We start from the raw sequence: 12516 nt of genomic DNA, 5'->3' as shown, positions 1-12516 counted from the left end.
CCGGTGAAACATGGCACTTCAGATATACAATACGCTTGGACGCAAAAAGCAGCGCTTTGAGCCGATCGATCCGTCGAATGTACGGATGTATGTCTGCGGGCCGACCGTCTACGATTTCGCCCACATCGGCAATGCGCGCCCTGTGGTGGTTTTCGATGTGGTCTTCCGCCTGCTGCGTTGGATCTACGGCGAGGATCACGTCACCTATGCCCGCAACATCACCGATGTCGAAGACAAAATCATCGATGCCGCCAAGGCAAAGGGTGAGTCGATTGAAGACGTCACAACGCGGACCACGCAAGCCTATCACGATGACATGGCCGCACTCGGAGCTTTGCCCCCGAGTGTAGAGCCGCGTGCGACCGACCATATCGCGCAGATGATCTCGATCACCGAACAGCTGATCGAGAAGGGCCATGCCTATGCGGCTGAAGGTCATGTGCTTTTCAACGTGCCCTCGATGGCGGACTACGGCGCGCTGTCCGGGCGGAACCGCGATGACATGGTTGCGGGGGCGCGGGTCGAGGTTGCACCTTACAAAAAAGACCCCGCCGATTTTGTTCTCTGGAAACCCAGCTCTGAGACCCAGCCCGGTTGGGACAGTCCCTGGGGGCGCGGCCGGCCCGGCTGGCACATCGAGTGCTCGGCCATGTCCGAAGAGCATCTGGGTAAAACCTTTGATATCCATGGCGGCGGTCTGGATCTGACCTTTCCCCACCATGAGAACGAGCTGGCGCAGTCAAGCTGTGCGCACGGCGTGTCTTACGTGAACTACTGGATGCACAACGGCTATGTAGTGGTGAACGGTGAAAAGATGTCGAAGTCGCTCGGCAACTTCTTCACGGTCCGTCAGTTGCGGGACGAGGGGCTTTCGGGCGAAGCGATGCGCCTCACCCTGCTCTCGGCGCATTACCGCCAGCCCTTGGACTTCACCCGGGAAAAGGTAGCGGAATCGAAAAGCCAGCTGGATCGTCTTTATGGTGCCTTGCGCACGGTCGAGGGGATCGCGCCAAGCGGATTGGAGCCGCCTGCGGCGCTTGTTGCCGCCCTTGAGGACGACGTCAACACACCCTTGGCGCTTGCCGCTCTGCACGAAGTCGGCACGGCGCTCAACAAGGCGGCCCATGCCGAGGCCCGCGACGAAACCTTGCTTGCCAGGCTGAAGGGCGAGCTCTTGGCTGGCGGGCGGTTGCTCGGTTTGCTGGAGGGCGATCCCGAAAGCTGGTTCCAGGGCGATGCAGGCGATGACGATGCGGCAGAGATCGAAGGCTTGATCCTTGCGCGCGCTGAAGCCCGCAAGGCAAGGGACTTCGCCAAGGCCGACCAGGTCCGCGATCAGCTCGATGCCATGGGGATCGTCCTGGAGGACGGCGCCGGCGGGACGACCTGGCGCCGGAAGTGAAGCTTCTTAAAGGCCAGTTTCGATAGTCTGTTCATTCAAATGTCCCAAGCAGGACCGGTGCCATAGAGGCCGCCAGCAGGACGGCCATGAAGATGTTGAAAACGGCGACTTTGCGGCCATCACCAAGGAAGTGTTTGAGGGCAACACCTGAGGCTGCCCAGAGGCTTATGGAAGGAACGTTGACCAGCGCGAAGAGAAGGATCATCACGATCAGGCTGGGCATATAGTTCTCCGGGTCGGTGTAGGAGACTGTCACTATCAGCGCCACCGCCCAGGCCTTTGGGTTGACCAACTGAAAAAGAGCCGCCTGCAGAAAGGAAATGGGCTGGCCCAACTCATCCTGATCTTTACTCCCTAAAGAACGGCTTCTCGCGATCTTCAACGCCAGCCAAAGAACGTAGGCTGCACAGGCGAATTTCAGTATCGTATAGATAATGGGCGCCCGCTCCAGAACCTGCCCGAGCCCGAGACCAACGCAAAATACCATTGTCAGAAATCCCGAACAGATCCCGAGGATCAGCGGGACAGACCGCTGGAAGCCGAAATTGACGCCGGAGGCCAGCAGTAAAAAATTACCGGGACCAGGCGATACGGACATCACGAAAGCGAAGCCCATGAGGGCGATAATGGTCTCTTGCGGCATGCAGGTTCCTCCCGTGAATTCAGGCAACCTTGACATGCCGGCAAAGGCAAAACACTCTGACATCATCTCAGTTTTTTATCCAATCGTCTCAAGATGTAGGAAAATTGGACAATTTTGATGTTCTTTCTGACGTTTTCTCAAACCTGAGAATTCGCAGCAGCCTCTACTTTCTGGCCAAACTGCGTGGCGACTTTTCGATCGAGGTGCCGCCCGAGCGTCGCCGCATCCGGTTCCATTTTGTTCGGGAAGGGCGTTGTTGGTTGCGCATGCCTGACGGAGAGGCCAGGGAACTGAGCGATGGCGATCTTGCCATTGTACCGAATGGGGCCGGGCAAGTGCTCTCAAGCGCACCGGCAATCGATCCTGTGCCTCTGGCTGAAGTTGTTGCTGACGGCGCGCTTGAGCAAGGTGTTCTGACTTATGGCCAGGGCAGCCGCCGCACACGACTGCTTTGCGGGTTCTGTCACTTTGACGAAGTGATCGAGCATCCTGTCCTCGCGAGCTTGCCTGAGATTATGATCCTGCGTCCGGAAGACTTGGGAAGAGAACCCTGGATAAGCGCGGTGCTCAGACTTCTTGCCATGGAAGCCGAGCTCGACGGGCAGGGAACGACGGGCATCCTGACGCGCCTCCTGGAAGTGCTGTTCATCCAGACGGTCCGACGGATGGCCGCCGCGGCTGAACGAGAGAGCAATCCCGGCAACTTCGTCATGGCACTCTCAGATAGACAGATCTCCAAAGCGCTTCACGCAATTCATCAGCAGCCCCATCGGAGTTGGAAAATTCAAGGACTTGCCGAAATCGCGGGCATGTCGCGCGCCCGTTTCGCCCAGCGCTTTAGCGACGTGGTTGGGATTCCGCCGATCGGCTATCTAACGCGGTGGCGCTTGATCAAGGCTCGAAACCTGCTGGTGAGCTCTAACCTCGACATGGCGGAGATTGCCAGCCGCTGTGGTTATGCCTCGACACCCTCGTTTTCCCGGCGCTTCAAGGAAACCTATGGTGTTGGACCGGGCGCATTCCGCCGGGCCGGCATAATGATGTGAGTTGACGTCATCAGGGAGAAGGCAATGTATCTGTGCGTTGACAGCTTTTAGGCGTCTGCGATATCCGGTGCGGATTTTTCCAGCTCCTCGAGCCGTGCGATGCCGTGACGCATGTCACTCATGATAAAGTCAGCCCGCGCCACGACTGCTGCGCCCTGGCTGATGGTGCCGAACTTTGTCTCCCACGCATCCATCTTGGTGGTGAGGCCGCAGAGAACGCCACCGACCGTCTTGTGATGGCTTTTGATCATGGTGCGGATGCGCTGAAAAGAATTGGCGGAGACATTGTCCCAAAGATTTTTCGTATGCTGATCGAAGCGTTCGAAGCGACCTGTGATCGACGTGATGATGCTGTTTAGGCGCGGTTCCATGAAATCGCAGGTCTCGAGAAAACCCGTGGTGCGTTGCAGCTGCAGATTCGATTTTAGATCGCCGATATTCTCCAGAAAGGACATCACATCGGGGACCACCTGGTCCATGCACTCCTTAAAGTAGGCCAGCGACAGGAAAGTGTCTGCGTAGTCTTCCAGGAAGGCCGGTACTTCCATCAGGTCGATTTCCAGCTTGTCTGCCAGCTTTTGCAGGTTCCGTTGGGCTTCCTCGCGGTTTGGGGAGGCGAACATCGCGACCAGCTGGCCAAAGTCCTGGATGTTCTCTTCGCCGGAACCGTAAACCTGCTGCAGGAGCGGACCGGTAAAGGTCTTCATATACCCGGCCAGCTCTTTGCTCTTTTCTTCCGAGAGGGTCAGAGCCTCGTGGTCGTTCACGTCGATGCCCAGGCGCCTGAGTTCGATACGCAGGCTGTAAACGTCATAGCTGCTGAGGCTCGCCAAAGCGCGGATGCGCCGCAGGTCGACATGTTCTTTGTTCGGATCCCAGCCGTAATAGGTCGGCAGCTGATCCGGCTCCAGCTGGCCGCTGCCGGTGCTCTCATCCTGAAACATCTCGACGACACCCTGGAGATGTACGTTTTTTACGATCCGCGCGCGCTGAAGCGGCGCTGTCTCCAGTGGAATGCAGGACAAGGGCAGAATGCGCAGCGAATCCCGCGCAAGCAGATCGGCTGCTTTTGAATTCTCGTCCTGTTCGGTTTCGACCGCCGCTTGAGCTTGAGACATCTGTACCCGTCGTGTTTCCGCAAAACTGCTGCAACTTGGTAAAATGCCGGAAAGGTGTTGAGGATGGATTAAGCTCGAAAGATCGCCGATGGCGAAGAATGCATGGAAAATGAAGAGCTTATACACTCTCGGTGGTGTTCTGGCTGAGGCTGTTCAATCGCAACTTCTGGATCGTAGCCTTTGCCGAAAGAGCTATCCATAGCAGCAGAGCTGATCTTTGTCTTCGCGCGATGCTGTTATCGCAGATAAGAGCGCAAACCCTACAGCGATGTGCGCAGATTCCAGAGTTCCGGGAAGAAAGTGTAATCCAGGGCCTTCGAGAGATAGTTGACCCCGCTGGTGCCGCCCGTCCCGCGCTTGTGACCGATGATGCGGCTGACGGTTTTCAGGTGCCGGAAGCGCCATTGCTGGAACGAGTCTTCCTGGTCGACCAGCTTTTCGGCCAGATCGTAGAGTTCCCAATGGGTTTCGGGCGAGCGGTAGACCTGCAGCCAGGCCTCTTCAACCGAGCGTGCGGCCTTATAGGGTTGGCTCCAGTCCCGGTTGGTGACTTCACTGTCGATGGGAAAGCCCCGGCGCGCCAGCAGGAGCACGACCTCATCGTAGAGGCTCGGCGCGTCGAGAACGGCCTTCAGACGATCATGGATTTCCGCTTTGTGGCGGTGCGGTGCCAGAAGTGCCGGTTTCTTGTTCCCCAGCAGGAACTCGATCTCGCGGTATTGAAAGGACTGAAAGCCGGAGGACAGACCGAGCTGGTCCCGGAACCGCAGATAATCGGCGGGGGTCATGGTGGAGAGGACGGACCAGGACTGAATCAGCTGGGATTGGATGCGCGCGACCCGCGCCAGCATCTTGAAGGCGGGTGAGAGGTTGTCGGCGCGGATGCAGGTAACGGCGGCGTGCAACTCGTGCAGAATCAGCTTCATCCAGAGTTCGGTGGCCTGATGGATGATGATGAAAAGCTGTTCGTCATGTTCCGCGCTGACGGGATTTTGACTGGTAAGCAAACGATCCAGGCCGAGGTAATCGCCGTAACTCATGGACTCGGTAAAATCGCTGTGTGCGCCGTCCGGGAGACTTGCGGCGGTGGCTGTGGACTTTTTGTCTTCAGGCATCTCGTCCCTCTCACTTCCAACAGACATGGATCGGGTCGCGGTTAAAGTGACGGCCTGGTCAAGTGACCGCCTGGCGTTTATGGAACTTTGGCTGGTCCCAGCTTCCTTCGGTCATGATATCACGCAGGATCTGAACCGCGTCCCAGATGTCGCCGTAGCGCAGATAAAGCGGCGTGAAGCCGAAGCGCAATATATCCGGCGCGCGAAAGTCGCCGATGACATCCTGTTCGATCAGTGCCGCCATGATCGGATAACCCTGTTGGTGTCTGAAGGAGACCTGACTGCCACGGATCTCCGGATCCCTTGGGCTAAAGAGTTCGAAACCGAAATCCGCGCAGTGTGTCTCCATCAGTTCGATGAAGAGCTCGGTCATGCGCACAGACTTTTCCCGGATCGCCGTCATGCCGGCCTTCTGCAGGATGTCCAGCCCCGCATCGAGCGCCGTCATGCTCAGGATTGCGGGGGTCCCGCAGAGATTTCTGGAGATCCCTGCCGCGGGGCGGTAGTCGCGGTCAAACTGGAACGGAGCCTCATGGCCCATCCAGCCGGAAAGTGGTGGGCGCACCTGATTTTGGTGCTGTTCGGCGACAAAGAGAAATGCAGGCGCGCCGGGGCCGCCGTTCAGGTATTTGTAACCGCAGCCGACCGCAAAATCGGCCTTTGCGCCTCGCAGGTCGACGGGGAAGGCGCCCGCCGAGTGCGCCAGATCCCAGAGCACGAGCGCGCCCACACCATGCGCTTTCGACGTTATCTCCGCCATATTGTGACGGCGGCCGGAGCGGTAGTCCGTTTGCGTCAGCATCACAAGCGCGACACTGTCGTCGATTGCCTCCAATGCTTTTTCCGGTTCGACCAGACGCAATTCATGGCCTTTGTCGAGAAGTTCGATCAGGCCCTGGGCGACGTAAAGATCCGTCGGAAAGTTTCCTGTGTCGGACAGGATTACTCTGCGGTCTGGCCGCAGGCGAAGCGCGGCGGCCAGCAGCTTGAAGAGATTGACCGAGGTGGAATCGGCAACCACGACCTCATGTGCCGCGGCGCCGATCAGATCGGCGATCTTGGCGCCGCAGCGCTGGGGCAGCTCTATCCAGCCGTGTTTGTTCCAGCTCCTGATTAAATCCTCGCCCCATTCTTCCTCAACGGCTTTGGCGACGCGTTCAGGGGTCGTGCGCGGCATCGGTCCCAGCGAGTTTCCATCCAGGTATATAGTACCGGCCGGGATGCGGAATTGCGCACGCATGGGGCCAAGGGGGTCGTTGCGGTCCCACTCCAACAGGTCTTCTCGGGTGACAACACTCACGATGGTATTGGTCCTCTCAATACGGCGCGCACCGGCGCAGCGTCCAGATTGGCAAGCTTGATCGGCAATGCGATGAGTTCGTAGCGGCCTTCAGGCACGTTGTCGAGTACCAGACCTTCGAGGATCGCCATCCCGGCTCGGCGGACGGCATGGTGAGCATCCATGGTTTTGGAGGTCTGTGGGTCCAGGGACGGGGTATCTGTTCCGATCAGTCTAACGCCTGCCGCCGAAAGTGCATCGATGCTCTCGGGTGCGACCGCCTTAAATTCCTCGTCCCATTGTTCCAGCGGCGTTTCCTCATAGGTCTTCAGAAGAAGGCGTTCCACGGGTTGCTCAAACGCGGGCGCAATATCTGTCGGCTGAACAACACGCCCGGCGCCGGTCACATCCAGAACGACGCAGGGACCAAGATAGAAGCTTAAGTCGACCTGGCCTGACGGCAGGCCCGCGGGATCATAATGCAGCGGCGCGTCTGCATGGGTGCCGCTGTGCGTTGACAGCGTGACTTTGGACACGTTCACCGGACAGTTCTCGTCAATCTGCCAGGTCCGCTCTTCGCGGTAGGCTGTATCGCCGGGCCAAACCGGGAGGCCGGGTCGAAGCGGTTGCGTGATGTCCCAGAGTTTCATGCGCGTCAAAAACCCCTGTGGTGGCAGTTCATGGATTAGCTGCCATCAGGCCCTGGATGGCCTGCCGCAGAATCATACGGCTTCGGAAAATGACCATTTCCTGCCAGTCAGGCGTGCCCGGGTAATAATGATTTTTGAGCCTCTTTTTGATCGCGCGGGTCTCCTCTGCTTGCCAGTCCACATCTCCGCGGGCATGGAGCCAATGGTCGGCACGGAGCGCGGCGCGGCCTGCGTCGGGGCTATAGGTGCCATATTCAAGCGCGACGTAGGTATGAATGTCACCCACGATGCCGGTCCAGCCATACTCGGAGAGTCCGACTTTCGGCACGGATGAGGAGGTTCCGAGATCAGGCTCCGTCAGGGATTGACCGTACCAGTTCTTGGCACGCTTATGGCCGGGTGTGTGTGGTTGGTTTCCGCAGATGGGTTCGCCATATCCGAAGGGGCCGAGGCCCGTGTGGTAATCAATGATTGCGATTTGATCGCGTTGCGGCAGGTCGTAGTCGCGCATAATGCTCTCCAGCGTCCGGCGTGACCAGGTGGGCGCGTTGCCGCCGTAAAACATACCTTCCGGGTGGCTGTATTGCCCGCCGCCGCGGGCAACATGAAATGCCGTCTCTCCGTGTTCGGCACGCCAGCGCGCAATTTTTTCTTCAGCCGCATCGAAAAGCGGGCCCGAGAGCTCTGGCGGTAAAAGGACATCTCGCAGAGCCTCGAATCCCGGGTTCACCGGGTGCGGTTCATCAAAGTCGATCCAGTTACGGTTGAGATCGCAGCCTTCCTCGGTGACCCGGCGCAGCCAAGCGAAGCCGTGTGGGTTGATCGCGTGGACGATCAGCATCGCAATGCCGTCGGGCAGGCTCCCTGGGCCTTTGTTGCGCATCCAGTCCAGTTGCGCGCCGGAACCGCAGAAGCCTTCCACACCATGGGTTGCCGACAAGGTGACGATGACATTCCGCGCGTCTTTATCGCCGATCCAGGCGGTATCCGCCGCCAGTTCCTCTCCCTCGGGTCCTAAATTGGGGTTCTGGTATGACCGCACCTCCAAGCCGAGCTGCCGGCAGTGGGTAAGAAACCTCTGGCGGGCAGACGCATAGTCTGGGGCGAAACAGGCTTGCAGTTCGGTTTCCACGTTGCGGTATGCTCCGGATCAACTTGTGATTTCCGTAAAATAGAGCAATGGGGCGTAGACGAAAGAGGGAACCTCCAATCTTGTCCCAAGGCGTCAACGACACGAAGAAGGGCGGGCGGCTGTGAATGATAAGCCGCCCGCCCCTGAAGGTAAGACTTTCAGTATTTGAATTCAAAAGCGTCGCGAGACGCCGATGCGGATCACAGCGGCACCGATGCCGATGTCATGCTCCGACCCCGCTATCCGGCGGTCGTCTTCACCGAAGCTGTAGCTGATGCCTTCGAGACGGCCCGACCAGTTTTTGTCGATTGCGTATTCGGCACCAAGCCCGAGAGCCAGACCGGCACGGACACCATCGTCATCATCTCCCATGGTCTCAACGTGGATATCCGAGAGAGCAAGACCAGCAGTTCCGTAGAGGTGCAGGTACTCCCAGGCATAGCCGGCACGGACGCGTGTCGATGCGACCCAGCTGCTGTCGAGAGTCGCGGTGCCCAGGACGGAGTCGTTCGCACTATCGTCACTACCCAGAAACTGCGCATCAACTTCGGCGCCGATCAGCCACTGTCCGCTGTCGGAACGGCCGAAGGGCGAGAAGTTGTAACCACCCAAAAGACCGATCGCGACACCGCTGTCATCCAGGTCCAGGTCTTCGCCATTGGCATCACTGTCGATCGACGCCGCGGTTCCCTGCAAACCAAGGGTCAGGCCGACGTAAGGTCCCGTCCAATTGTCTTTCACCTCTTGCGCCGAAGCCGTGGCCGGCGACAGACACAGAGCTGCCAGGCTCAAGAGAATCGAGCTTGAGTGTGATTTGGCCCCTGATTTGGCCGCAGTGGCGGCGCTCGAAAGGGAGGATTCCCGCTTCAAGAAGTTCATTTTAGATCCCATTGCTATGTGTTAAACGACGCTATACATTCGTCGAATGAGAAATAATTATTGTTTTACGATAAAAAATACAAGAAAAATAATAATTATAGACCTCTTGTGCCTTGAGCGCTGCCGAGTGGAGCCTGAAAGAACGGCGTGCTGGAAAGCACGAAAGCGCGAATTTTTTTGGCGGCCCATGGTGCGCCGCGAGTTGGAGAGACTTTTAATGATGATGCAAGAGACGCTATCGGAGCGGGTGCAGGCAACGAGCCGGATACGCTCCTGGGCGCGGGGTGCAGAGATTGTGACGTTTATCGGGATGGCTGTTATCGTCTGGTATTGCGGTGACGCGCTCTATTCGCTGATTTTTGGTTCCTCTGAAGATGAAAAATTGCTCACTTTTGTCTATTCCTTCCTGGAGACCAATCCGGAGTTCGCGCCGGTGTTCGAGGCCGGACAACCAAAGTATCCGCCACCGGAGAAGTATTCTCTGACGGCGCGCACAGTCATTTTCCTGAGTTCGAACCTTATCAACGTTCTGGTGCTCTTTGCCCTTTACTGGGCACGGGAGCTGTTCCGGGGCTATGGGCGCGGCGAGATCTTTAACGAGATCTCCGCCCAGCGCCTGGGACGGGTCGGATGGATGATCACCTTCCTCGCGCCGGTGGGCTTCATCTCCGATTACACTCTATTGAAGACAATCCTCGTTGCCGCCGCTCCGGGAGAAGCCGCGCTGACCTTCGGTGCTCCGGATTTAGCGCTGATTGCATACATCAGTGTGGGCGAACTTGACGCCTTTGCAATTGTGATCGGGCTCCTTATCGTGTTGGTGGGCCGAATCCTCAGCGAGGCGTCGAAAATCTCGGACGAGAACAGGTCGTTTATATGAAGGCGTTATGGGATGGCATTCGGACTCTTGCCGTCGCTGCCGTTGAACAAGGACAGAAACCGGCCTGATTATGCCGATTGTTGTGACCCTCGATATCATGCTCGCCAAGCGCAAGATGCGCTCAAAGGATCTTGCACGCCATGTCGGGATTACCGAGCAGAATATCTCCCTGCTCAAGTCCGGGAAGGTCAAGGGCATGCGTTTCGAAACCCTGGACAAGATCTGCGAAATCCTCGAATGCCAGCCGGGGGATCTGCTGGTCTACGAGCCGGAGTGTGAGCCCTAAGACGGCAGGCGCGAGTTTGCTGGAGCCGCAAATGCCCAGGCCGTCGGCGGCGAAGCGGGTGTCGACAGAGACCTCGCCGCTGTTCGCTGTGAACTCGACTGCATTGGACAGCAGATTCGGAAGCATCTGCCGGTTTGCGTCCTCGGCCTGCTTAGTGGCGATCTGCAGGGACTTATCGGTTGCCTAGCGTGCGGTATAGTCCTCCATTGTCTGAAGTACGCGACCCCAGTCGTGCTCGCGACCGCGTGCAATGGAGGTGGTGGTAGCGATGTAGATAACCGAGCCGTCGTGTTCAGAATCGGGACCCTCTGTCTCGATAGGTGCGACCTTGAGAAGCGATAGGACGCATTAACCAAGATGATTACCAAGCATTAGCAGCGCAAAATGACGAGACGTCTCCCTTAGGCTGGCGCTGCGAAAGTTGACGCTTCGCCGCCCATGTGGTGAATAGCGCGGGCATTCAATCCATGGTGACGGACCAATGACCGACAATCGTGTCTACCTCTTCGATTCCACATTGCGCGATGGCGCGCAGACTCAGGGCGTTGATTTCGGAGTTGCCGACAAGATTGCCATTTCCATGGCTCTGGATGCCATTGGCCTCGACTACATCGAGGGGGGCTGGCCGGGCGCCAATCCGACCGACGATGCCTTTTTCAAGGATCCGCCTGCGTTCGAAAAGGCCGGTTTCGTTGCCTTCGGCATGACACGGCGTCCAGGGCGCAGCGCGGAGAACGATCCGGGTCTGTCTGCGCTCCTTAACTCCAAGGCCGATTCCATCTGTATGGTGGGCAAGGCCTGGGATTTCCATGTGGACGTGGCCCTCGGGATTTCGCAAAGCGAAAACATCGACATGATCGGCGAGTCCGTGGCGCATTGCCTGACCCGAAAGGGCGAAGCCATGTTCGATGCCGAGCACTTCTTCGATGGTTACAAGTCCAATCGCCAGTTTGCGATGGATTGCCTGAAGGCGGCACACGGCGCGGGGGCGCGCTGGGTCGTGCTCTGCGACACCAATGGCGGCACCTTACCGGCTGAAATTGAACGTATCGTCGGGGAAGTTTGCGAAGAGATCCCGGGCACCCATGTGGGCATCCACTGCCACAACGATACGGAAAACGCGGTGGCCAACTCGCTGCTGGCCGTCAAGGCGGGTGCCCGTCAGGTGCAGGGGACGCTGAACGGCCTGGGCGAGCGCTGCGGCAATGCCAACATCGTCTCTCTGATCCCCTCCCTGATGCTCAAGACCGATTTCGAAATCGGCGTGTCGGATGCAAACCTGAAGCAGCTGACCCACATTTCGCACCTGCTGGATGAGCGCCTGAACCGGGCGCCGGCGCGAAATTCTGCCTACGTGGGTGAGAGCGCGTTCGCGCACAAGGGCGGGTTGCACGTTTCGGCCGTGGAGAAGGATCCGCGGACGTACGAGCATATCGATCCGGCGCTGGTCGGCAATCAGCGCCATATCGTCGTGTCCGATCAGGCGGGCCGTTCGAACATCCTTGCGCGTCTGCGGGAGATCGGCATTAACATCGACAGCGGCGACGCCAAGGTGTCCGCCCTGGTCGAGCACGTCAAAGCCCGGGAGTACGAGGGCTACGCTTACGACGGGGCCGAGGCGAGTTTTGAACTGCTGGCGCAACGGGCGCTGGGCGCGGTGCCGGAGTACTTTTCGCTCAACCGCTTTCGGATCATGGACGACCGGCGCTGGAACGCACGCAATGAGCTGGTGACCGAATCCGAGGCAACCGTGACCCTTGAGGTTTCCGGACAACCGAAGATGGAAGTCGCCAACGGAAACGGCCCTGTTAACGCGCTGGATACCGCTCTGCGCAAGGCGCTGGTGCCGGTCTATCCGAGCCTGGAGGACATGCACCTGGTCGACTTCAAGGTCCGTATTCTGACGCCCGCTGCAGGCACCGGTGCCGTGACCCGGGTGATGATCGAGAGCGCGGACGGCGAGGGGCGCCGCTGGACCACGGTCGGCGTTTCCACCAACATCATCGATGCATCGTTCAACGCGCTGCACGACGGCATTACCTGGAAGCTGATGCAGGACGGCGCCGCGGTGCCCTCCGGCCGGTAA

12 protein-coding genes are annotated in these 12516 nt (G+C 58.5%); 5 read left to right on the top strand and 7 right to left on the bottom strand.

Annotation, left to right across the window (positions count from 1 at the left end; genetic code table 11):
• Positions 1 to 10 precede the first annotated feature (10 nt).
• On the top strand, positions 11 to 1402 hold the full coding sequence (gene cysS / locus FKG95_RS11375) for a cysteine--tRNA ligase (RefSeq protein ID WP_142896462.1): 1392 nt from the start codon (positions 11 to 13) through the stop codon (positions 1400 to 1402).
• Between the two features lie 31 nt (positions 1403 to 1433).
• On the opposite strand, the gene FKG95_RS11370 is transcribed toward cysS, so the two are convergent.
• The gene (locus FKG95_RS11370; RefSeq protein WP_142896461.1) at positions 1434 to 2045 is read right to left on the bottom strand and encodes a LysE family translocator; all 612 of its coding nucleotides are present in this window, start codon (positions 2043 to 2045) and stop codon (positions 1434 to 1436) included.
• Positions 2046 to 2149: 104 nt separating this feature from the next.
• On the opposite strand from FKG95_RS11370, the gene FKG95_RS11365 reads away from it, so the two are divergent.
• Positions 2150 to 3091, top strand: a complete 942-nt coding sequence (locus FKG95_RS11365) for an AraC family transcriptional regulator (RefSeq protein ID WP_142896460.1) — start codon at positions 2150 to 2152, stop codon at positions 3089 to 3091.
• 47 nt (positions 3092 to 3138) lie between these two features.
• Here the strand turns inward: FKG95_RS11365 and FKG95_RS11360 are convergent, their stop codons facing one another.
• The 6 genes from FKG95_RS11360 to FKG95_RS11335 form a co-directional block, all read right to left on the bottom strand.
• A complete protein-coding gene (locus FKG95_RS11360; RefSeq protein ID WP_142896459.1) occupies positions 3139 to 4209 on the bottom strand; it encodes a hypothetical protein in 1071 nt (356 codons plus the stop codon).
• Positions 4210 to 4469: 260 nt separating this feature from the next.
• Positions 4470 to 5324, bottom strand: a complete 855-nt coding sequence (kynA, locus tag FKG95_RS11355) for a tryptophan 2,3-dioxygenase (RefSeq protein WP_142896458.1) — start codon at positions 5322 to 5324, stop codon at positions 4470 to 4472.
• Between the two features lie 58 nt (positions 5325 to 5382).
• Positions 5383 to 6624, bottom strand: a complete 1242-nt coding sequence (kynU, locus tag FKG95_RS11350) for a kynureninase (protein WP_142896457.1) — start codon at positions 6622 to 6624, stop codon at positions 5383 to 5385.
• Complete coding sequence (kynB, locus tag FKG95_RS11345; RefSeq protein WP_142896456.1) at positions 6621 to 7253, bottom strand: arylformamidase; 633 nt, start codon at positions 7251 to 7253, stop codon at positions 6621 to 6623. Before kynB ends, kynU begins: the two co-directional genes overlap by 4 nt.
• A 28-nt stretch (positions 7254 to 7281) precedes the next feature.
• Positions 7282 to 8385: a M14 family metallopeptidase gene (locus FKG95_RS11340; protein WP_142896455.1), complete on the bottom strand. Its 1104-nt coding sequence runs from the start codon at positions 8383 to 8385 to the stop codon at positions 7282 to 7284.
• 171 nt (positions 8386 to 8556) lie between these two features.
• Positions 8557 to 9264, bottom strand: coding sequence for an outer membrane protein (locus tag FKG95_RS11335; protein ID WP_179954054.1), 708 nt, complete (start codon positions 9262 to 9264; stop codon positions 8557 to 8559).
• Between the two features lie 187 nt (positions 9265 to 9451).
• Between FKG95_RS11335 and FKG95_RS11330 the strand changes: the two genes are divergently transcribed.
• The 3 genes from FKG95_RS11330 to cimA all read left to right on the top strand — a co-directional run bounded on the left by FKG95_RS11330 (position 9452) and on the right by cimA (position 12516).
• Positions 9452 to 10144, top strand: coding sequence for a DUF2975 domain-containing protein (locus FKG95_RS11330; RefSeq protein ID WP_179954053.1), 693 nt, complete (start codon positions 9452 to 9454; stop codon positions 10142 to 10144).
• 70 nt (positions 10145 to 10214) lie between these two features.
• A complete protein-coding gene (locus FKG95_RS11325; protein WP_142896452.1) occupies positions 10215 to 10430 on the top strand; it encodes a helix-turn-helix domain-containing protein in 216 nt (71 codons plus the stop codon).
• 481 nt (positions 10431 to 10911) lie between these two features.
• Complete coding sequence (gene cimA / locus FKG95_RS11320) at positions 10912 to 12516, top strand: citramalate synthase (protein ID WP_142896451.1); 1605 nt, start codon at positions 10912 to 10914, stop codon at positions 12514 to 12516.

The organism is Denitrobaculum tricleocarpae, assembly GCF_007004665.1.
In the GTDB taxonomy this organism is placed as follows: Bacteria; Pseudomonadota; Alphaproteobacteria; order Kiloniellales; family Kiloniellaceae; genus Denitrobaculum; species Denitrobaculum tricleocarpae.
The sequence above is the reverse complement of the archived record's forward strand: the minus strand, read 5'-3'. Positions and strand labels throughout refer to the sequence as shown.